The sequence below is a fragment of the Achromobacter sp. KK8 genome (assembly GCF_054188005.1).
Window position 1 is genome coordinate 3345432 of the sequence record NZ_CM135178.1, and the last position, 21147, is coordinate 3366578.

Genomic DNA, 21147 nt, shown 5'->3' on the forward strand with positions numbered 1-21147 from the left:
CTCTTTTCAGACTGACAAGGTTCCATCATGAGTTATGACCGCGTGCCCCCCGGCAAGAAGCTGCCGGAAGACTTCAACGTCATCATCGAAATCCCCATGAACGCCGACCCGGTGAAGTACGAGGTCGACAAGGAATCGGGCGCGATCTTCGTCGACCGCTTCATGCTGACGGCCATGCACTACCCGTGCAACTACGGCTACATCCCGCAGACCCTGTCGGAAGATGGCGACCCCGCCGACGTGCTGGTGCTGACCCCGTTCCCGATCCAGATCGGCGCCGTGGTGCGCTGCCGCGCCATCGGCGTGCTGGAAATGGACGATGAGTCCGGCGGCGACGCCAAGCTGCTGGCCGTGCCGATCGAAAAGCTGTACCCCCCGTACCGCAACATCAAGTCCTACGAGGACCTGCCGGCCGAAGACACCGCCCGTATCCAGCATTTCTTCGAGCACTACAAGGACCTGGAAAAGGGCAAGTGGGTCAAGGTCAAGGGCTGGAAGGGCGTCGATGCCGCCCACGAGGAAATCACCAAGAGCGCTGAGCGCTACAACAAGGCCTGATCAGGCCTTGCCACGCCGCGCCGGTGTCGCACCGGCGGGCGTCTTCAGGCGGCGCGGCCGCGACGGCATGATGCCGATCGCCGCCGCGCCGTTGTCTTGCAGGCCCTGCAGATTCTGCGTCACCTGCGCCGCCGCGGCCTGGATGCGTTCCTGCAGCAGCGCCAGCCGCTTGGCCGGGGTGCGCGCCTCGGCGGCGATGAACACCAGGCTGCCCACCACCTTCTGGTCCGGCGTGAAGATGGCCGAACCGATCCCCATCAACCCCGGGTCGACCTCGCCGTGCGACACGCACACGCCGGCCGCGCGCAATTGCTTGAGGTTGGCGCGGAACGCATCCCAGTCCTCGCCCAGCCCGGCCTCGCGGATCTCGGCGGCATGCCACAGCATCAGGTTGCGCAGCTGGTAGGGCGGCAGGTTGGCCAGGATGGGCTTGGCGGTGGCGCCGCGGAACATCGGGAAGGGGCGGCCGCGGGCGTAGCTGGATTCGATCGAATGGTCGGTCCAGTAGCGGTCCACGCACATGACCTTGTCGCCGTAATAGCTGCACAGCATCAGGTTGGCGTTGAGTTCGTCGCCGGCGGCGCGCATGACGTCGCGCGCCGCGCGCATCAGCGGATCGTGCCGGCGCAGGTGCCGGTCCAGCTCGATGATGCGCGAGCCGAGCACGTAGGCGCCGCCCGCGGTGGGCGCCAGCAGCCCGCTTTCGGTCAGCGACTTGAGATAGCGGTAGGCGGTGGCGCGCGAGCACTCCAGATGCGCCATGACGTCCTCCTGGAAGGCGGCGGTGGTGTCGTCGCGGAAGAGGTCGAGGATGGACAACATGCGATCGGGAGTGCTCATTGCTGCTGACGCGCCTAGTGAATGTGGAAGCCGCCGTTGACGTCGACCACGATGCCGGTTGAGTAGGAGGACAGGTCCGAGGCCAGGAACAGAATGGCCTGCGCCACTTCGGCCGGAGAGCCGAAGCGTTGCAGCGGAATGCCCTGTTTGAGTTCTTGTTCCCAATTTTCGCCGAATTTGCCGAGCGTCATGTCGGTCTCGATGATGCCCGGCGCCACACAGTTGGCGCGCACCCCGCGAGGCCCCAGTTCGCGCGCCAGCGCCTTGGTGAAACTGATCACGCCGCCCTTGGACGCGGCATAGTGCGAACCGCCCAGCAGCCCGCCGCCGCGCAATGCGGCGGTCGAGCCCAGGTTGACGATGGCGGGACCGCGTCCGCTCTCGAACAGATGGGGCAGGGCGGCGCGGGTGACGTTGTAGGTGCCGGTCAGGTTGACGTCGAGCATGCGGCGGAACTCGTCCTCGGGCAGGTCCCAGATGCGGGTGGCGGCGACGATGCCGGCGTTGTTGACCAGCAGGTCGATGCCGCCCAGCGCCTGCGCCGCCCGCGCCACGGCCTGCTCGCAGGAGGCGCCGCTCGACACGTCGCAGTGCAGGTTGACGCGGCCGCCGGCCAGCGCGGCGTCGGCGCCGGCCGGGTAGTCGCGGTCCAGCACCGCCACGCTGGCCCCCTGCGCCAGGAACTGCGCGACGATGGCCGCGCCGATGCCACGGGGGTTGGCGCCCCCCGTGACCACGGCGCGCTTGCCTGCCAGCAGGCCGGGCGCGCCGCCGCTCATGGCTTCACCAGCGCGCAGCCGCCCTGGTCCAGCGGACGGAACGCCTGTTCGGCGGGGATCTTGCGCACCAGCTTGTAGTAGTCCCAGTCGCGCTTCGATTCGGACGGTTTCTTCACCTGGAACAGGTACAGATCGCGCATCACGCGGCCATCCTCGCGGACGCGGCCGTTCTCGGTCATGAAGTCGTTGATGGGCGTTTCGTGCATCTTCTTGATCACCGCCTCGGAGCCGTCGGTGCCGGCCGCCTTGATGGCGTTCAGATAGTGCATGGCGGCGCTGTAGTTGCTGGCCTGCACCATCGAGGGCATGCGCCCGGTGCGCTTGAAGTAGCGTTCGGACCATTGCCGCGCCTTGTCGTCCTGGTCCCAGTAGAACGGCTCGACCAGGTTCAGCCCCTGCGCGTATTCCAGCCCGACGCTGCGCACGTCGACGATGCTCATGAAGAGCGCGGCCACGCGCTGCTTGCTGCCCATGATGCCGAACTCGAAGGCCTGCTTGATGCTGTTGATGGTGTCGCCGCTGCCGTTGGCCAGTCCGATCACCTGGGCCTTGGAGGCCTGCGCCTGCAGCAGGAATGACGAGAAATCGGCGCTGGCGATGGGGTGGCGCACGCTGCCCACGACCTGGCCGCCCTTGGCCTTGACCACCGCCATGGCGTCGCGTTCGAGCGAATGGCCGAAGGCATAGTCGGAGGTGATGAAGTACCAGCTCTTGCCGCCGTCCTCCATGACGCCGCTGGCCACGCCGGTGGCGTAGGCGTAGGTGTCGTAGGTCCAGTGCATGCCGTTGGGCGAGCACGCCTTGCCGGTCAGGTCGGCCGAGCCGGCGCTGGTGAAGATCACCACGCGCTTCATCTGGCGGGTCAGGTCCTGCACCGCCAGGGCGATGGCGGAGTTGGGCACGTCCAGGATCAGGTCGACCTTTTCGTTCTCGTACCAGCGGCGCGCGGTGGCTACGCCGATGTCCACCTTGTTCTGGTGGTCGGCGGACACCACCTCGATCGGCTTGCCCAGCACCGTGCCGCCGAAATCCTCCACGGCCATCTTCACGGCCTCGACGCCGAACTTGCCGGACAGGTCGGCCATCATGCCAGACTGGTCGCCCAGCACGCCGATCTTGACGACGTCGTCGGACACCTGTGCCTGGGCCGACAGTGAAACGGCGCCCAGCGCGCAGGCGGCCAGGCAATGCTTGAAACGGATCTTCATGGGTTTGTCTCCTCGGGGGCTTGTATCTTGGCGCGCCATCCTGTGCCGGGCGGTCGCGCGGGTCTTGCCGGGGTGCGCCTGTTCCGGCGTCTATTCCAGCGTCTGGCCGGCGTAGGCGTCGATGAACAGATTGGGTTTCAGGAAGAAGCTCAGCACCAGCGCGCCGTGCGGCGCCCGCGCCACGTGGCGGTTGCCGCGCGGGCGCCAGACGTAGTCGCCGGCGCGCACTTCGCCTTCGGCATCGACGATCGAGCCTTCCAGCACGTAGGTCTGCTCGACCTCGACGTGCTCGTGCAGCGGCAGCTCGGTGCCCGGCTGCCAGCGGAACAGGGCGGTCAGCAGGCCGGACTCCTTGTCCTGCATCAGTACCTTCATGTCGATGCCTGCCACTTGCGTGGGTTTCCAGGGCAATTCATCCACTTTCAAAAAGCGCGATGCCAGCGGCGGCAGCGCGTTGGCCGCAGGGCAGCCAGGGGTTTCGAGGGCCATGATGTCTCCTAGCCAAAACTCGTTATGGAAGAAAAACTAAAAATCTTGTTATTGAGTGTTTAAAAATAGTCGCGTATATTGAGATTTATGTCAATCACGTTTTCCAGCAAGGAAAGCGGAGCGACACGGGCCGGGCCAGGGCGCGGCGACCTTCAGGAGCCAGTCCCGAAGGTCGCCGCGGCGAGAGATCCGGCGCCTATAAAACAAGGAGACAAGCTTGAATCAGGACTATCTGGGCCAGGCCTTCGGGCTGGCCGGGCGCACCGCGCTGGTGACGGGGGGCGCGCGCGGGCTGGGCTATGCGATTGCCGCCGGCCTGGGCCGGGCGGGCGCGCGCGTGATCATCAACGATCTGTCGCAGGCCGCCTGCGATGGCGCCTGCGAACGATTGGCCGCGGCCGGCGTCACGGCGCGTAGCGCGGTGTTCGACGTGGCCGACGGCGCCGCCGTGGCGGCGGCCGTCGCGCAGCTGGAAGCCGATGGCGTGGCCATCGACGTGCTGGTCAGCAATGCCGGCAACCAGAACCGCAAGCCGGTGGTCGAGATGACTCCGGCCGAGTGGCAGGCGCTGCAGAACGTCCACGTCAACGGCGCCTTCCATTGCGCCCGCGCGGTGCTGCCCGCCATGACGGCGCGCGGCTTCGGCCGCATCGTGCTGATGTCGTCGGTCGCGGGCCAGGCGACCATGCCCAACATCGCGGCCTACGCCACCGCCAAGGGCGCGATCGCGGCGTTCACCCGCGCGCTGGCGGTCGAGTATGGCGGCCAGGGCGTCACCTGCAATGCGCTGGCGCCGGGTTTCGTGCGCACCGACTTCACCCAGGGGCTGCAAGACAATCCGCAGTTCCAGTCGTTCCTGTCGACCGCGGTGCCGGCGGGACGCTGGGCCACGCCCGAAGACATCGCGCCGGCGGTGGTCTACCTGGCCTCGCCGGGCGCCGCGTTCGTCAACGGCCACGTGCTGGCCATCGATGGCGGCCTGCTGGCCCGCATGTAGGAGGATGGCCATGAGCACCCAAGCGGTTCTGTCCGCCCAGGGGCTGGTCAAGCGGTTCGGCGGCTTCAATGCCGTCGACGGCGTGTCCCTGGCCCTGCGGGAAGGTTCCATCCATGCCTTGATCGGCCCCAATGGCGCCGGCAAGACCACCTGCTTCAATCTGCTGACCAAGTTCCTGACGCCCGACCAGGGCACGATCCACTACCGCGGCCGCGACATCACCGCGCTGGCGCCGGAGCAGATCGCGCGGCTGGGCATCGTGCGCTCGTTCCAGATCTCGGCGGTGTTCCTGGGGTTGACCGTGCTGCAGAACATGCGCGTGGCGCTGATGCGCCAGCATGGCGACGGCATGCGGTTCTGGCGCAGCCGCCGCAGCGTCGATCGGCTCAACGACCAGGGCCTGGCCCTGCTGGAGGCCGTCGGCCTGGCGGGCCTGGCCGACACCACGGCGGCGCTGCTGCCCTACGGCCGCAAGCGCGCGCTGGAAATCGCCATGACGCTGGCCCTGGAACCCGAAGTGATGCTGCTGGACGAGCCGATGGCCGGCCTGGGCCAGGAAGACGTGGCCCGTATCGCGGCGTTGATCCGCCGGGTCTCGGCCAATCGCAGCATCCTGATGGTGGAGCACAACCTGTCGGTGGTGGCGGACCTGTCCGATTCCATCACGGTGCTGGCGCGCGGCGCGGTGCTGGCGCAGGGCGACTACGCCACGGTGTCGCGCGACGAGCGCGTCATTACCGCCTACATGGGCGCCGACGAGGGAGACGACTGATGCTGTCGATCAAGGACCTCAACGCCTGGTATGGCGAATCGCATGTGCTGCACGGCGTCGACATCGAGGTGCGGCGCGGCGAGCTGGTCACGATCCTGGGCCGCAATGGCGCCGGCAAGACCACCACGCTGCGCGCCGTCATGGGCATCCTGGACAAGCGCCGCGGCTCGATCCTCTTGAATGGCCAGGAAACCGTGGGCATGGCGCCGCACCGCATCCCGCGCCTGGGCGTGGTGTATTGCCCGGAGGAACGCGCGGTGTTCCGCAGCCTGGACGTGACCGAGAACCTGATGCTGCCGCCGCGCCTGGCCGACGGCGGCATGTCGCTGGACGAGATCTACGCCCTGTTTCCCAACCTGCGCGAACGCAGCGGCAGCTCCGGCGGCAACCTGTCCGGCGGCGAGCAGCAGATGCTGGCCATCGCCCGAATCCTGCGCACCGGCGCCCAGCTGATCCTGCTGGACGAGCCCACCGAAGGATTGGCGCCGGTAATCGTGCAGCAGATCGGGCAGGCCATCCGCACGCTCAAGGAGCGCGGCTTCACCATTGTGCTGGTCGAGCAGAATTTCCGCTTCGCCACCAAGGTGGCCGACCGCCACTACGTGATGGAGCATGGCCGCGTGGTCGACCAATTGTCGGCGCAAGAGGCGCGCAACGATCCCGGGCGGATCGCGCGCCGCCTGGGTGTCTGAGGGGGAGAATCCTGTGTTCGAAATTTTCGGCGTGCCGTCCACGGCACTGTTCGGCCAGCTCCTGCTCGGCCTGATCAACGGTTCGTTCTACGCCTTGCTCTCGATCGGGCTGGCGGTGATCTTCGGTCTGTTGAACATCATCAACTTCGCCCATGGCGCGCAGTACACGGCGGGCGCGTTCCTGGCCTGGATGCTGCTGAACTACCTGGGGGTGAACTACTGGGCCGCGCTGGTGCTGGTGCCGCTCATCATGGCGGCGTTCGCCATCTTGGTCGAGCGCGTGCTGATCTCGCGCACCTACCGCATGGACCATCTGTACGGGCTGCTGCTGACCTTCGGTTTGGCCTTGCTGATCGAGGGCGGGCTGCGCCAGGCCTATGGGGTGTCGGGGCTGCCCTACACCATCCCCAAGGCGCTGACCGGCGGGGTCAACCTGGGTTTCATGTTCCTGCCCTGGTATCGTGGCTGGGCGGTGGTGGTGTCGCTGGTGCTGTGCCTGGCGGTATGGGTGCTGATCGAGAAGACCCGGGTCGGCGCCATGCTGCGCGCGGCCACCGAGAACCCGACCATCGTGCGCTCGTTCGGCATCAACGTGCCGCTGCTGATCACGCTGACCTACGCGCTGGGCGTGGCGCTGGCCTCGGTGGCGGGCGTGATCGCCGCGCCCATCTACCAGGTCAGCCCGATGATGGGCTCGAACCTGGTGGTGGTGGTGTTCGCCGTGGTCGTGATCGGCGGCATGGGCTCCATCATGGGCGCCATCGTCAGCGGCTTCGGGCTGGGCATCATCGAGGGGCTGACCAAGGTGTTCTACCCGGAGGCCGCCAACCTGGCGATCTTCATCATCATGGTGCTGGTGCTGCTGTGCAAGCCGGCCGGCCTGTTCGGCAAGCCGTTGCAGGTGCAGAACGTGCTGGCGGCCGAAGCCACGCGCGAGCCGGTGCAGCTGGGCCGCCGCGCCATGCGCTGGTGCATGGCAGGCCTGGCCGTGGTGGCGCTGGCCGCGCCCTGGTTCGTCTATCCCACCTTCCTGATGAAGGTGCTGTGCTTCGCGCTGTTCGCCGCCGCCTTCAACCTGCTGGTGGGCTATGTCGGCCTGCTGTCGTTCGGCCATGCGGCCTTCTTTGGCGCGGCGGCCTACGCCACCGGCATCGTCATGAAGCTGCTGAGCGCGACGCCGGAACTGGGCCTGCTGGCCGGCGTGCTGACCGGCGGCCTGCTGGGGCTGGTGTTCGGCGCCATTGCGATCCGGCGCCAGGGCATCTACTTCGCCATGATCACGCTGGCGTTGTCGCAACTGGTGTACTTCATCGCGGTGCAGGCGGGCTTCACCGGCGGCGAGGACGGCCTGCAGAGCGTGCCGCGCGGCAAGCTGTTCGGCCTGTTCGACCTGGACAGCGTGATGCCGATGTACTACTTCACGCTGGCGGTGTTCGCGCTGGGCTACGCCTTCGTGCTGCGGGTGTTGAACTCGCCGTTCGGCGAGGTGATCCGTTCCGTGCGCGACAACGAGCAGCGTGCCCGCTCGCTGGGCTATTCGACTTCGCGCTACAAGCTGCTGGCCTTCACGCTGTCGGCCGCGGTCGCGGGGCTGGCCGGCGGGCTCAAGGTGCTGGTGTTCGGCGTGGCTTCGCTGACCGACGTGCATTGGCACGCCAACGGCGAAGTGGTGCTGATGGCGCTGCTGGGAGGCATCGGCACGGTGTTCGGGCCGCTTGCCGGCGCCTTCACCTTCGTCTCGCTGCAGAATTACCTGGCGCCGCTGGGTTCCTGGGTCTTAATCGTGCAAGGCGCCATTTTCATCCTCTGCGTCCTGCTGTTCCGCGACGGCATCATGGGACTGGTGTCCCGGGCCTGGCTGGCCGTCGCCCGTTCGAAAAAGGAGTCCTGATGTTCCTGCATGTCGTGATGCTGCAATTGTCCGGCGCCGCCGATGCGCGCTTCCATGACCGGGTGCAGGGGTACTGCGACCGCATCCTGGCTGAATGCGACGGGGTGGCCGGCTACGCCTTCCGGCCCAATCTGGCCAGCCGCGCGGACGGCCTGACCCACGCCGTGGTGGCGGCTTTCACCGATGCCTCCGCCCACGACCGCTACCAGGTGTCGCCCGCCCACCAGGAAATGAAGGCCTACATGGCGGATTTCATCGAACGCCTGGTGGTGTTCGACGGGGAAATCCCTACAATTTCCTGAATATTCGCGTTCCCGGAAAGGGATACACTCGCGGATGATTTTTGCCATCGGACCGTCCCACCCGTCATAGGTTGATAGATCATGGACTACGTATTGCCTCCCCAGCCGCTGACCGCGGTTCCCGTTGCCGGCAGCGCCGCGCTGTTTCCGGTGCGCCGCGTCTACTGCGTCGGCCGCAACTACGCCGAGCACGCCAAGGAAATGGGTTTCACCGGCCGTGAAGATCCGTTCTTCTTCTGCAAGCCCGCCGACGCGGTGCTGAGCGTGGCCGACGGCGAGACGGGCAAGATGCCGTACCCGCCCAAGACCTCCAACCTGCACTACGAAATGGAGCTGGTGGTGGTGCTGGGCAAGGGCGGCCGCGACATCCCCGTTGAAGAAGCCAACGACTGCGTCTGGGGCTATGCCCTCGGCCTGGACATGACGCGCCGCGACCTGCAGGGCGAGATGAAGAAGCAGGGCCGTCCCTGGGAAGTGGGCAAGGCCTTCGACCTGTCGGCGCCGCTGGGCCCGATCCATCCGCGCAGCGTGGTCGGCACGCTCGACAAGGGCGCCATCTGGCTCGACGTGAACGGCCAGCGCAAGCAGGCCAGCGATATCTCCCAGATGATCTGGAACGTGCCCGAAAGCATCGCCTACCTGTCGGGCCTGTTCGAGCTGCAACCGGGCGACATCATCTTCACGGGCACGCCGGAAGGCGTGGGCGCCGTGGTGCAGGGCGATGTCATCACCGGCGGCGTGGAAGGCCTGGGCGAACTCCGCGTCCAGATCGTTTAAAGTACGCCCCGGAACCGTTTCTTCACTTCAGGAGCGCCAGCATGCGCAGCAAGATCGTGCTGACCGCCTTCGTCGTGTTCGGCTTCGTACTCGCCGGTTGCAATACCGTGGCGGGCATGGGCAAGGACATGTCGCGGGCCGGCAACGCCATCACCAACGCCGCCGACAAGTAATCGTCCGACCCCGGTGATAAAAAAGCCCCTTGATCGCTCAAGGGGCTTTTTCTTTGGAGACGCCATCCCGGGGAGGCGGCGCCCGTCCACGGCAGTGGGCGCGGCGCGGAGACTCACCCGCGAGGGTTCACAACACGTCCCCGGCATAGTCCGCCAGGCGCGAGCGTTCGCCGCGCTGCAAGGTCACGTGGCCCGAGTGCGGCCAGCCCTTGAAGCGGTCGACCACGAACGTCAGGCCCGAGCTGCCTTCGGTCAGGTAGGGGGTGTCGATCTGGGCGATGTTGCCCAGGCAGATCACCTTGGTGCCGGGGCCGGCGCGGGTCACCAGCGTCTTCATCTGCTTGGGCGTCAGGTTCTGGGCCTCGTCGATGATCAGGTACTTGTTCAGGAAGGTGCGCCCGCGCATGAAGTTCAGCGACTTGACCTTGATGCGCGAACGGATCAAGTCCATGGTGGCGGCGCGCCCCCAGTCGCCATTGCCTTCGCCTTCGCCCATGTTCAGCACGTCGAGGTTGTCTTCCAGCGCTCCCATCCAGGGCAGCATCTTTTCTTCCTCGGTGCCGGGCAGGAAGCCGATGTCTTCGCCGACGGGCACCGTGACGCGGGTCATGATGATCTCGGTGTAGCGCTTGGTTTCCAGCACCTGCGTGATGCCGGCCGCCAGCGCCAGCAGCGTCTTGCCCGTGCCCGCCTGGCCCAGCAGCGACACGAAGTCGCATTCCGGGTTCATCAGCAGGTTCATGGCGAAGTTCTGCTCGCGGTTGCGCGCGGTGATGCCCCAGACGTTGTTCTTGCCGTGGGTGTAGTCACGCAGCGTCGCCAGCACCGCCATCTTGCCGCTGACCTCGCGCACCTGGGCATACAGGGGCATCTGGCCTTCGAAGTAGACGAACTGGTTGACCACGAACTGCGAACACAAGGGGCCGTGGATGCGGTAGAAGGTGGTGCCGCCCTGTTGCCAGGACTCGACGTCCTTGCCGTGCTTGTTCCAGAAGTCCTCGGGCAGCTGCATCACGCCCGAGTACATCAGGTCCGAGTCTTCCAGGACGTGGTCGTTGAAGTAGTCTTCCGCGGCCATGCCCAGCGCGCGCGCCTTCAGGCGCATGTTGATGTCCTTGGACACCAGCACGACTTCGCGCTGCGGGTATTTTTCCTGCAAGGCCCGCACCACGCCCAGGATCTGGTTGTCGGCCTTGCCCATGGGCAGGTCCGACGGCAGGGTGCTGTGGATGGCGGTGGTCTGGAACATCAGGCGCCCGGTGGCGTCCTTGTTGCCCAGCTTGGCCAGCTCCAGGCCGTCTTCGAGTTGGGTCGCGTCCTGCACCAGCGCGTCGAGCGAGCGGCTGACCTGGCGGGCATTGCGCGCCACTTCCGACATGCCCTTTTTCTGGTGGTCCAGCTCTTCGAGCGTCATCATCGGCAGGAAGATGTCGTGCTCTTCGAAGCGGAACAGCGAGCTGGGGTCGTGCAGCAGCACGTTGGTGTCCAGCACGAACAGCTTGCGCGGGGCGTTCTGGGCACGCGCCTTGGCGCGCTTGGCCGGGGCCGGCGCGGGTTTGGCCTGGCGGGCCTGGGGGCGCGGCGCCGGCGCGGCGGGCGGCGGGGGGGGAACCTGGCGGGCCGGGATCTGCGCCTTGCGGGCCGGCGAGCCGATACCGTCGAGTTCGGGCTGGACCAGCAGCTCGTCCTCGTCGTCTTCGGCCAGGACGGCCTGGGTATTGGTATTGGACCGCGCAGCGGCGGTCTTGGTCGTGCGGGCCTGCGCCCGGGCGTTATCGCCCGAGGGGAAGGTCAGGATGGCTGCGGGGCGGGTGGGCAACTTCGGAAGCGGCATATGCGTCACTCTCCAGTATGGGCCGGCTATGGCACCTGACGGGTATTCCTGTGCACGGCTAACCGATGCTCTTGGCGGCCTGCAGGACTTCCTTGGCGTGGCCCGGGACCTTCACCCCGCGCCACTCCTGCACCAGCACGCCATAAGCGTCGATCAGAAAGGTGCTGCGCTCGATGCCGCGCACCTGCTTGCCGTACATGTTCTTCTGCTTGATGACGCCGTACAGGTTGCACACGGTTTCGTCGGCGTCGGAGATGAGAGGGAAAGGAAGCTCGTACTTGGCCTTGAAGTTCTCGTGCGACTTCAGCGAATCGCGCGAGATTCCGACCACCACGGCGCTGGCCGACAGGAAGTCGGCGTGCAGGTCGCGGAAATCCTGGCTCTCGGTGGTGCAGCCAGGGGTGTTGTCCTTGGGGTAGAAATACAGGATCACGGCGCGACCCTGGCACTGCTCCAGGCTGATCGGCCCGATGGTGCTTTCAGCGGTGAACAGCGGGGCGGGCTTGCCGATGATGGGCATCATCATGTCTGGGGGTCTCCGTTGGGGGGGATGAGGGCGACGACCACGCGCCGGCCCTCCGCCATCAGGATGTTGTACGTGCGCGAGGCGGCGTGGGTGTCCATGATTTCGACGCCGATGCCGGCCGCCAACAGGGGACGCAGCACCTCGGGGCGCAGGAACTGTTGCCGGCCGCCCGTGCCGACCAGCAGCACTTCCGGCGCATTGGCCGGGCGGCTGGGGGTGGCTTCGGGTTCGTCCAGGAACGCCAACGGGTCGCGGACGGGTTCGGACAATCCGGCCGCCTGGCGCAAGAGGGTGGGGGTGATGTCGGCCGGCGACTGAACGGGCCAAGGGGTAACTTCGCCTTCGGGGCCAAAAGCGACCGAGGAGGAAAAACGTACCTGGTTGACCTCGATATAGCCATCACCATAAGCGGTGACGGTGTTCAGGGCGGCCGTCGCAGGATCGGTATGCAGCTTCAATAAATACTCCGGCTTTATGGTTCCGATAATAGCGCATCAGGATGGCCGTATGTTGCAAAGGGAATACCCCCACGCTTGACTCGTTGCGCTCGCGCTCCGCCCCCCTGCGGGGGCTGCCCGCCCTTGGGGCGGCCCGGCGGGCGGGCGGGCATTTTCGCCACCAAATTCGCCATCAAGCAGGCCCTATTTTTGTTCCATTTGCCGCCCGGGCGTCCTTGCGCTAGATTACAGGGTTTTGCTGCGCCGCAAACCTGCGCTGGCGCGGCTTTTGAGCCCGTTTCCCCTTCGCGCGCCCGCGCCCTGGATTTTTGCCCCTTCGCCCCTAAGGATTCCCATCATGAGGAAGTTCTCTCGCATTGAGCGTTTGCCCCCGTACGTTTTCAACATTACCGGCGAGCTCAAGATGGCAGCCCGTCGGCGCGGCGAGGACATCATCGACATGTCGATGGGCAATCCGGACGGCGCCACTCCCAAGCACATCGTCGACAAGATGGTCGAGGCCACCACCCGCCCGACCACCCACGGCTACTCGGTATCCAAGGGCATCCCGCGCCTGCGCAAGGCCATCTGTGACTGGTACCAGCGCCGCTACGCGGTCGAGTTCGATCCCGATTCCGAAGCCATCGTCACCATCGGCTCCAAGGAAGGCCTGGCGCACCTGATGCTGGCCACCCTGGACCGTGGCGACACCGTGCTGGTGCCCAACCCCAGCTACCCGATCCACATCTACGGCGCGGTCATCGCCGGCGCCAACATCCGCTCCGTGCGCATGACGCCGGGCGTGGACTTCTTCGAGGAACTCGAGCGCGCCGTGCGCGAGTCGATTCCGAAGCCCAAGATGATGGTGCTGGGCTTCCCCAGCAACCCGACCGCCCAGTGCGTCGACCTGTCGTTCTTCGAGCGCGTGGTGGCCCTGGCCAAGGAACACGACATCCTGGTGGTGCACGACCTGGCCTACGCCGACATCACCTTCGACGGCTACGTCGCCCCCTCGATCATGCAGGTGCCCGGCGCGCGCGATGTCGCGGTCGAGTTCTTCACCATGAGCAAGAGCTACAACATGGCGGGCTGGCGCATCGGCTACATGGTCGGCAACCGCGAGCTGGTGGGCGCGCTGGCGCGCATCAAGAGCTATCACGACTACGGCACGTTCACGCCGATCCAGGTGGCCTCGATCGCCGCCCTGGACGGCCCGCAGGACTGCGTGAACGAGATCGTGGCGCAGTACCAAAGCCGCCGCGACGTGCTCGCGCGCGGTCTGCACGAAGCAGGTTGGAATGTGGAAATTCCCAAGGCGTCCATGTACATCTGGGCGCAGATCCCCGAACCCTACCGGGCGATGGGCTCTTTGGAGTTTGCCAAGCGTGTCCTGTCGGATGCGAAAGTGGCCGTGTCCCCCGGGATCGGCTTCGGCGAGTATGGCGACGAATACGTGCGCTTCGCTCTTATCGAAAACGAGCAGCGCACCCGCCAGGCGGTGCGCGGCATCAAGGACATGTTCCGCAAGGACGGCTATAGGTAAGGTCCCCCCCCCGAAGGTAGGCCCACCCCCGAAGCGCCTGCGGCGCTTCCCCCTCGAGGGGGCATGCCTGCGGACCGGCGGAGCCGGATCCGCGGCATCCCGATACGGGGGCAGCCGTTTTTTGCGTGGCTTGCGTGGCGTAGCGCCCGCATTATGGAGAAATGAAATGAATTCGCCTCAACGCCCGCCCGCGGAGGGCGCCGCGATGAATCCCATGAAAGTGGGCCTGCTCGGCCTGGGCGTGGTCGGCGGCGGCACCTGGACGGTGCTGTCGCGCAATGCGGAAGAGATCGCGCGCCGCGCCGGTCGCCGCATTGAAGTGACCCGCGCCGCCGTGCGCGACGTGCCCAAGGCGCGCGCCCGCGTCGGCGACACGCTGCCCGTGGACACCGACGTGCACGCGCTGGTGCGCGATCCCGAGATCGACATCGTGGTCGAGCTGATCGGCGGCGATACCCTGGCGCGCGAGCTGGTGCTGGAAGCCATCGCCAACGGCAAGCACGTGGTCACCGCCAACAAGGCGCTGCTGGCCAAGCACGGCAACGAGATCTTCGCCGCGGCTTCCGAGCGCGGCGTGATGGTGGCGTTCGAAGCCGCGGTCGCCGGCGGCATCCCCATCATCAAGGCCATCCGCGAAGGCCTGACCGCCAACCGCATCCAGTGGGTCGCCGGCATCATCAACGGCACCACCAATTTCATCCTGTCGGAAATGCGCTCGCGCGGCCTGCCGTTCGCCGACGTGCTGGCCGAGGCCCAGCGCCTGGGTTACGCCGAAGCCGATCCCACGTTCGACGTGGAAGGCGTCGACGCCGCGCACAAGCTGACGCTGCTGGCCTCGCTGGCCTTCGGCGTGCCGGTGCAGTTCGACCGCGCGTACATCGAAGGCATCTCGCAGCTGGCCGCCGAGGACATCGAGCACGCCGAGCGCCTGGGCTACCGCATCAAGCTGCTGGGCATCACCAAGCGCCGCGCCGACGGCATCGAGCTGCGCGTGCATCCGGCGCTGGTGCCGGCCGAGCGCCTGCTGGCCAACGTCGAAGGCGCGATGAACGCGGTGCTGGTCAAGGGCGACGCCGTCGGCCCGACGCTGTACTACGGCCAGGGCGCCGGCGAAGAGCCGACCGCCTCGGCGGTGGTGGCCGACCTGGTCGACGTGACCCGCCTGCACACCGCCGATCCGGGCAACCGCGTGCCGCACCTGGCGTTCCAGCCGGACGCCATGGCCGACACGCCGATCCTGCCGATCGAGCAGGTCAGCACGTCGTACTACCTGCGCCTGCGCGTGGACGACCAGCCGGGCGTGCTGGCCGACATCGCGCGCCTCCTGGCCGACCGCTCCATCTCGATCGGCTCGATGATCCAGCAGCCCTCGCACATCGGCGGCGCGGACATCATCTTCCTGACGCATGAAGCGGTGGAAGGCAACGTCAACCAGGCCATCGAGCGCATCGAGGCCTTGCCCTTTGTCCGTTCCAAGGTCACGCGCCTGCGCGTGGAGCATTTGGTATGAGGGCCCACCCCCGAAGCGCCTGCGGCGCTTCCCCCTCAAGGGGGCGCCGGCGGCGGCCCGGCGGAGCCGGCTCCGCGCGGCCTGGCTTGGCTGGATGCCGTGCATTGTGGAGTTTCTGATATGAAATACATCTCGACCCGTGGGGGCATGGCGCCCCTGCCGTTTTCCGACATCCTGCTCGAAGGGCTGGCGCCGGACGGCGGCCTGGCCGTGCCGGAACAGTTGCCGCAGATTTCGGCCGAGACGCTGGAATCGTGGCGCGGCCTGTCGTACGCCGACCTGGCGTTCGAAGTGCTGTCGCGCTTTGCCACCGACATCCCGGCCGAGGACCTGCGCCGCCTGACCCGCGCCGCCTACACCCCGCAGATCTTCAACAGCGAAGACATCGTCCCGCTGCGTCCGCTGAACGACGGCCTGTCGCTGCTGGGGCTGTCCGAAGGCCCGACGCTGGCCTTCAAGGACATGGCCATGCAGTTCCTGGGCCAGGTGTTCGAGTACGTGCTGACCCAACGCGGCACCACGCTCAACATCGTCGGCGCCACCTCCGGCGACACCGGTTCGGCGGCCGAATACGCGCTGCGCGGCAAACGCGGCGTGGCCGTGTTCATGCTGTCGCCGCACGGCCGCATGAGCGCGTTCCAGCGCGCCCAGATGTACTCGCTGCAGGACGAGAACATCCACAACATCGCGGTGCGCGGCGTGTTCGACGAAGCCCAGGACATCGTCAAGGCGCTGGCCGGCGACCTGGCTTTCAAGGCCAAGTACCGCCTGGGCGCGGTCAACTCGATCAACTGGGCGCGCATCGCCGCCCAGGTGGTGTACTACTTCCACGGCTGGCTGCGCGCCACCGACAAGCCGGGCCAGCAGGTCTCGTTCACGGTGCCCTCGGGCAACTTCGGCAACATCCTGTCGGGCCACATCGCCCGCGGCATGGGCCTGCCGGTGCGCCGCCTGGTGCTGGCCACCAACGAGAACAACGTGCTGGAAGAGTTCTTCCGCACTGGCATCTACCGTCCGCGCCCGGCCGAACAGACCTACGCCACCTCCAGCCCGTCGATGGACATTTCGCGCGCCTCGAACTTCGAGCGCTTCGTGTTCGACCTGGTGGGCCGCGACGCCGGCCGCGTCAAGGCGCTGTGGGCCGACATGGCGCGCGATGGTTTCTTCGACCTGTCGGCGCTCAAGCCGCAATTCGAGGCGCAGTACGGCTTCGTCTCGGGCGCCAGCACGCACGAAGACCGCCTGGCCACCATCCGTTCGCTCTACGACGAGACCGGCGTGCTGGTCGATCCGCACACCGCCGACGGCGTCAAGGTCGCGCGCGAGCACGTCGAACCCGGCGTGCCGATGCTGGTTCTGGAAACCGCCTTGCCGGCCAAGTTCTCGGAAACCATCGAGGCCGCGCTGGGCCGTCCGGCCACGCCGCCGGGCAACCTGGCCAACCTGGAATCCTTGCCGCAGCGCGTCGAAGTCATGGACTGCGATGCCGCCGCCGTGCGCCGCTACATCGAGGCGCACGCCAAGGTGTAAAGGCAGCTTGCGGTTGTATGGGGTTGCAACCCCTCGCCGGTGTGAACCGCGAGGGGTTTTTTACGTTCATACGCATTTTGGCCACATGCCGTCACTTTTTCCGGGCGGTCATCCGATAAAGTGAATTCACCATTCACAATCGGAGAACACGCCCATGAATCTGAAGACCATGACGTTGGCCCTGGTGGTGACCGGAGTAGGGGTGCTGGCCGGATGCTCGTCGCCCTCGGTTATTCAGCAACGGGACGGGACCTCGACCGTGACGCCCGACGAGCCGACCTACGACAAGAAGTCCGGCATGTACGAGTACGACAAGGACGGCAAGAAGGTCCAGATCAACAAGGACGACGTGAAGTCCATCGAAGAGGTCAAGTAACCCCTTCGCGGGATCTGGATGAAAAAAGCCCCGGCTCATGCCGGGGCTTTTCGTTTGGCCGCGTGCGTGGCTTACTTGCCCGCGTCCTCGGCGTGGTAGCGGCCCACGCGCTCGACTTCGTTCTTCGAGCCCAGGATCACGCTGACGCGCTGGTGCAGCTTTTCCGGCTGGATGTCCATGATGCGCTGGGTGCCGTTGATGGAGGCGCCGCCGGCCTGTTCGATGAGGAAGCTCATGGGGTTGGCTTCGTACATCAGGCGCAGCTTGCCGGCCTTGCCCGGTTCGCGCGCGTCCCAGGGGTACATGAAGATGCCGCCGCGGGTCAGGATGCGATGCACGTCGGCCACCATCGAGGCGATCCAGCGCATGTTGTAGTCCTTGCCCAGGGGGCCGGTGGAGCCGGCCAGGCAGTCGTCGATGTAGCGCTTGACCGGGGCGGCCCAGTGGCGCATGTTCGACATGTTGATGGCGAATTCCTTGGTGTCCTCCGGCACGCGGATGTTCTCGTGGGTCAGCACCCACGAGCCCATTTCGCGGTCCAGCGTGAAGCCGACCACGCCGTTGCCGATGGTCAGCACCAGCATGGTCTGCGGGCCGTAGACGGCATAGCCGGCCACCACCTGCTTGTTGCCCGGTTGCAGGAAGTCGGCTTCACAGACCGGCGCGCCCGACACGTTGTGAGGAGCGTGCAGCACCGAGAAGATGGTGCCGATCGACACGTTCACGTCGATGTTCGACGAGCCGTCCAGCGGATCGAACAGCAGCAGGTATTCGCCCTTGGGGTAGCGGTTCGGAATCAGGTGGATGGTCTCCATCTCTTCCGAAGCCATGGCCGCAAGATGGCCGCCCCATTCGTTGGCTTCGAGCAGGATCTCGTTGGACAGCACGTCCAGCTTCTTCTGCACTTCGCCCTGCACGTTCTCGCTTTCGAGGCTGCCCAGGACGCCGCCGAGCGCGCCCTTGCTGACCGCGTGGCTGATCGCCTTGCAGGCGCGCGCCACGACTTCGATGAGCAGCCGCACTTCGGGGGCCAGGGCCTGCGCGGAGCGTTGCTGCTCCACCAGGTATTGGGTAAGTGTTTTACGTTTCAAGAGGTTCTCCCTATGCTGCGAATTCTAAAGCCTTGGATACGATTTCCTGCACGTTGCGCGACAGCCCCTCGTGGCCGCGCACCCGCTGCAGGGCTTCCTGCATGGGGCCGCGCAGGGCGGGCACGTAGCGCGACCAGTTGTCCAGGGCGCGCGCCAGGCGCGCCGCGATTTCGGGGTTGAGCGCATCCAGCGCCAGCACCTGCTCGGCCCAGAAGGCGTAGCCCGATCCATCCGGATGGTGCATGCCGCGGGCGTTGTTCAGGCAGAACTGGAAAATCAGCGCGCGCGCCCGGTTGGGATTGCGCAGCGTGAATGCCGGGTGCGTCATCAGCTCGCGCGCGGTTTGCACCGTGGTGTAGCGCGCCGCGGCCTGCAACGCGAACCACTTGTCCACCACCAGCGCGTTGTCGCGCCACTTGTCGTAGAACGCGGCCAGCGCCTGTTGCGGAAAATCGCCCTGGCCGTAGTTGATCAGGGCCGACAGCGCCGCCATGCTGTCGGTCATGTTGCCGGCGTGCTCGTATTGCTGCTCGGCCAGGCGCTGCGCCTCGTGCTCGCCGGCGGCCATCAGATGGCTGAGCGCCAGGTTCTTCATCGCGCGCTTGCCGGCCGGCACTGGCGCGGGGCTGTATGCGCCCGGCGTCTGGTTGTCATCGAAGGCCTGGCGGAATTCGGCCGCCAACTGCCGGCCCAGCTCGGCGCGCAGGAAGTCGCGCGCCACCGCCAGCGCCGGCGGATCGACGGCCTGCATGCGTTCGGCCAGCGTCTTTTCCGACGGCAGCGCCAGGGCGCGGGCGCGGTAGGCGGCATCCAGCGCCGGGTCGGTCAACAGCGCGCGCCAGGCGGCGATGAAGGCCGGGTCGACGTGCAGCGTGCGGCCGGCCTGGCGCGCCTCGGCCAGCGCCAGGATCTGGCGGGTGGCCAGTTCCTGGCCGGCTTCCCAGCGCGCGAAGGGGTTGCCGTCGTGGGCCGACAGCAGCGCCAGTTCCTCGTCGCTCCAGTCGTAATCGACGATCACCGGCGCGGAAAAATCGCGCAGCAGCGAAGGCACTGGCATCTCGTCGATGCCGTCGAAATGCCATTGCTGGGTTTGCGTGGTCAGCTCCAGCAGCGCCGTGTCACGCTCCGCGCCGTCGAGCCGCAGGGGCAGGGCGCGGCCATTGCGGTCCAGCAGGCCGATGGCGAACGGGATGTGGTACGGCGCCTTGACGAAGCCGGCGGGGGCCTTCTTCTCGACGCCGACCGGCTGGCATTCCTGCGACAGCGTCACGGTGCAGCGGCGCGCCGCGGCGTCGTGCGTCAGCTTGACCGTCACGCGCGGCGTGCCCGCCTGGCGGTACCAGTTGCGGAACACCGACAGATCACGGCCCGGGTGCTGGCGCGTGTAGACCGATTCCATGGCGGCGACGAAGTCGTCGCAGGTCACGGCCTGGCCGTCGTGGCGGCGGAAATACTCGTCCATGCCGGCGCGAAAGCCCGCCTCGCCCAGCAGCGTGTGCTGCATGCGGATGACCTCGGCGCCTTTCTCGTACACCGTGGCGGTATAGAAATTGCCGATTTCCTGGTAGCTGTCGGGGCGGATCGGGTGGGCCATCGGGCCCGCGTCCTCGGGGAACTGCGCCGCGCGCAGCGTCACCACGTCGTCGATGCGCTTGACCGCGCGGGCGCTGGCGGCAGCGGCCTCGTCCATGTCCTGCGCCATCATGTCGGCGCTGAATTCCTGGTCGCGGAAGACCGTCAGGCCTTCCTTCAGGCTCAACTGGAACCAGTCGCGGCAGGTGACGCGGTTGCCGGTCCAGTTGTGGAAGTACTCGTGGCCGATGACCGATTCGATGCCTTCGTAGTTGGCGTCCGTGGCGGTATCCGCGTCGGCCAGCACGTAGGCGGCATTGAAAATGTTCAGGCCCTTGTTCTCCATCGCGCCCATGTTGAAGTCATGGACGGCCACCACCATGAAGCGGTCCAGGTCGAGTTCCAGGCCGAAGCGGGTTTCGTCCCAGCGCAGCGCGCGCACCAGGGAATCCAGCGCCCATTCGGTCTTGGTCTCGGCGCCCGGGTCGCTGTAGACCTGCAACAACACGTCGCGGCCGCTGGCGGTCTTGACCGTGGTTTCGCGGTGGGTGAGGTTGCCGCCCACCAGGGCGAACAGGTAGCAGGGCTTGGGGAACGGATCTTCCCATTCGACCTCGTTGCGGCCGTCGGGCAATTGGCGCGAGGCCACCAGGTTGCCGTTGGACAGCAGTACCGGGTAAGCCGGCGCGGCGCGCAAGGTCACGCGATAGCGCGACATGACGTCGGGACGGTCGGCGAACCAGGTGATGCGGCGAAAGCCCTCGGCCTCGCATTGCGTGAAGAAATTGCCGCCCGAAACGTACAGGCCCATCAGCGTGGAGTTGGCCGAGGGTTTGCAGCGGCTGACGATCTCGATGGTGGCCTCGGCGGGCAGGCCGTACAGCGCCAGGCTGTGTTCGGACAGGCGGTAGCGGTCGGGTGGCAGCGCCTGGCCATCCACCGCTACCGAAACGAGTTCCAGCTCTTCGCCATCGAGCACCAGCGCGGCGTCGGCGCTGGCCTCGGCTTTGCGCCGGACCTGCATGACGCAGCGGACTTCGGTGCTGTCGGGCGCGAGATCGAAGGCGAGGGAAACCTGCGGGATGTCGTAGGGGTAGGGCTGGTAATCCTTGCGGTATACGGTAACGGGCGTGTCGGTGCGCATGGGATTGCAGTCCTGTATGAACGAGAGTCCTATTGTAGTGGCTGGGTCGGCGGGCGCAGGGCTGCAAGGCGTCGCAAGGCGTAAACTTTCCACGGGCCGCGCGGTC

At 66.6% G+C, this 21147-nt stretch carries 21 protein-coding genes; 12 read left to right on the forward strand and 9 right to left on the reverse strand.

The features are described from left to right. Positions 1–27 precede the first annotated feature (27 nt). Positions 28–558 carry an inorganic diphosphatase gene (ppa, locus tag ACVN9Z_RS15400; protein ID WP_006388417.1) on the forward strand — a complete coding sequence of 177 codons (531 nt, stop codon included), beginning with the start codon at positions 28–30 and terminating at the stop codon, positions 556–558. Here ppa and ACVN9Z_RS15405 read toward each other — a convergent pair whose 3' ends face one another. The 4 genes from ACVN9Z_RS15405 to ACVN9Z_RS15420 form a co-directional block, all read right to left on the reverse strand. Next, positions 559–1398, reverse strand: coding sequence for an IclR family transcriptional regulator (locus ACVN9Z_RS15405; protein WP_006388418.1), 840 nt, complete (start codon positions 1396–1398; stop codon positions 559–561). It abuts the gene before it with no gap. Between the two features lie 14 nt (positions 1399–1412). After that, positions 1413–2177: an SDR family NAD(P)-dependent oxidoreductase gene (locus ACVN9Z_RS15410; protein ID WP_049054474.1), complete on the reverse strand. Its 765-nt coding sequence runs from the start codon at positions 2175–2177 to the stop codon at positions 1413–1415. Further along, positions 2174–3385, reverse strand: a complete 1212-nt coding sequence (locus ACVN9Z_RS15415) for an ABC transporter substrate-binding protein (protein ID WP_238920318.1) — start codon at positions 3383–3385, stop codon at positions 2174–2176. Before ACVN9Z_RS15415 ends, ACVN9Z_RS15410 begins: the two co-directional genes overlap by 4 nt. Before the next feature lie 90 nt (positions 3386–3475). Next, the gene (locus ACVN9Z_RS15420; RefSeq protein ID WP_006388421.1) at positions 3476–3874 is read right to left on the reverse strand and encodes a cupin domain-containing protein; all 399 of its coding nucleotides are present in this window, start codon (positions 3872–3874) and stop codon (positions 3476–3478) included. Positions 3875–4091: 217 nt separating this feature from the next. Here ACVN9Z_RS15420 and ACVN9Z_RS15425 point away from each other — a divergent pair, with 217 nt between their 5' ends. The 7 genes from ACVN9Z_RS15425 to ACVN9Z_RS15455 all read left to right on the forward strand — a co-directional run bounded on the left by ACVN9Z_RS15425 (position 4092) and on the right by ACVN9Z_RS15455 (position 9478). Further along, the gene (locus tag ACVN9Z_RS15425; protein WP_054484690.1) at positions 4092–4871 is read left to right on the forward strand and encodes an SDR family NAD(P)-dependent oxidoreductase; all 780 of its coding nucleotides are present in this window, start codon (positions 4092–4094) and stop codon (positions 4869–4871) included. A gap of 10 nt (positions 4872–4881) precedes the next feature. Beyond that, on the forward strand, positions 4882–5643 hold the full coding sequence (locus ACVN9Z_RS15430; RefSeq protein ID WP_006388423.1) for an ABC transporter ATP-binding protein: 762 nt from the start codon (positions 4882–4884) through the stop codon (positions 5641–5643). Next, the gene (locus ACVN9Z_RS15435; RefSeq protein ID WP_024068239.1) at positions 5643–6335 is read left to right on the forward strand and encodes an ABC transporter ATP-binding protein; all 693 of its coding nucleotides are present in this window, start codon (positions 5643–5645) and stop codon (positions 6333–6335) included. Before ACVN9Z_RS15430 ends, ACVN9Z_RS15435 begins: the two co-directional genes overlap by 1 nt. Before the next feature lie 13 nt (positions 6336–6348). Then, positions 6349–8226, forward strand: a complete 1878-nt coding sequence (locus ACVN9Z_RS15440) for an ABC transporter permease (RefSeq protein WP_458212376.1) — start codon at positions 6349–6351, stop codon at positions 8224–8226. Further along, complete coding sequence (locus ACVN9Z_RS15445) at positions 8226–8528, forward strand: Dabb family protein (protein WP_054443043.1); 303 nt, start codon at positions 8226–8228, stop codon at positions 8526–8528. Before ACVN9Z_RS15440 ends, ACVN9Z_RS15445 begins: the two co-directional genes overlap by 1 nt. Before the next feature lie 81 nt (positions 8529–8609). Further along, positions 8610–9305 carry a fumarylacetoacetate hydrolase family protein gene (locus tag ACVN9Z_RS15450; RefSeq protein WP_006388427.1) on the forward strand — a complete coding sequence of 232 codons (696 nt, stop codon included), beginning with the start codon at positions 8610–8612 and terminating at the stop codon, positions 9303–9305. 41 nt (positions 9306–9346) lie between these two features. Beyond that, positions 9347–9478: an entericidin A/B family lipoprotein gene (locus ACVN9Z_RS15455; protein WP_006388428.1), complete on the forward strand. Its 132-nt coding sequence runs from the start codon at positions 9347–9349 to the stop codon at positions 9476–9478. 127 nt (positions 9479–9605) lie between these two features. On the opposite strand, the gene ACVN9Z_RS15460 is transcribed toward ACVN9Z_RS15455, so the two are convergent. From ACVN9Z_RS15460 to ACVN9Z_RS15470, 3 genes are read right to left on the reverse strand one after another with little or no spacing between them, the layout of a single operon-like run. Beyond that, a complete protein-coding gene (locus ACVN9Z_RS15460; RefSeq protein ID WP_024068242.1) occupies positions 9606–11312 on the reverse strand; it encodes a PhoH family protein in 1707 nt (568 codons plus the stop codon). A 58-nt stretch (positions 11313–11370) separates the two neighbouring features. Beyond that, positions 11371–11835 carry a peroxiredoxin gene (locus ACVN9Z_RS15465; protein ID WP_006388430.1) on the reverse strand — a complete coding sequence of 155 codons (465 nt, stop codon included), beginning with the start codon at positions 11833–11835 and terminating at the stop codon, positions 11371–11373. After that, the gene (locus ACVN9Z_RS15470) at positions 11835–12296 is read right to left on the reverse strand and encodes an Mth938-like domain-containing protein (RefSeq protein ID WP_006388431.1); all 462 of its coding nucleotides are present in this window, start codon (positions 12294–12296) and stop codon (positions 11835–11837) included. The genes ACVN9Z_RS15465 and ACVN9Z_RS15470 overlap by 1 nt, the downstream gene beginning before the upstream one ends. A 337-nt stretch (positions 12297–12633) precedes the next feature. Between ACVN9Z_RS15470 and alaC the strand changes: the two genes are divergently transcribed. From alaC to ACVN9Z_RS15490, 4 genes are all read left to right on the forward strand, one after another. Next, a complete protein-coding gene (alaC, locus tag ACVN9Z_RS15475; RefSeq protein WP_006388432.1) occupies positions 12634–13818 on the forward strand; it encodes an alanine transaminase in 1185 nt (394 codons plus the stop codon). Positions 13819–14023: 205 nt separating this feature from the next. Beyond that, positions 14024–15328 carry a homoserine dehydrogenase gene (locus ACVN9Z_RS15480; RefSeq protein WP_020924485.1) on the forward strand — a complete coding sequence of 435 codons (1305 nt, stop codon included), beginning with the start codon at positions 14024–14026 and terminating at the stop codon, positions 15326–15328. 120 nt (positions 15329–15448) lie between these two features. Further along, complete coding sequence (thrC, locus tag ACVN9Z_RS15485) at positions 15449–16858, forward strand: threonine synthase (protein WP_238927128.1); 1410 nt, start codon at positions 15449–15451, stop codon at positions 16856–16858. Positions 16859–17012: 154 nt separating this feature from the next. Continuing rightward, on the forward strand, positions 17013–17234 hold the full coding sequence (locus ACVN9Z_RS15490) for a YgdI/YgdR family lipoprotein (protein WP_006388435.1): 222 nt from the start codon (positions 17013–17015) through the stop codon (positions 17232–17234). A gap of 71 nt (positions 17235–17305) precedes the next feature. Here the strand turns inward: ACVN9Z_RS15490 and ACVN9Z_RS15495 are convergent, their stop codons facing one another. Together ACVN9Z_RS15495 and pepN are read right to left on the reverse strand one after the other, a co-directional pair. Further along, positions 17306–18325: a class 1 fructose-bisphosphatase gene (locus ACVN9Z_RS15495; RefSeq protein ID WP_006388436.1), complete on the reverse strand. Its 1020-nt coding sequence runs from the start codon at positions 18323–18325 to the stop codon at positions 17306–17308. 10 nt (positions 18326–18335) lie between these two features. After that, the gene (pepN, locus tag ACVN9Z_RS15500) at positions 18336–21041 is read right to left on the reverse strand and encodes an aminopeptidase N (RefSeq protein ID WP_054484694.1); all 2706 of its coding nucleotides are present in this window, start codon (positions 21039–21041) and stop codon (positions 18336–18338) included. Positions 21042–21147: the final 106 nt, after the last annotated feature.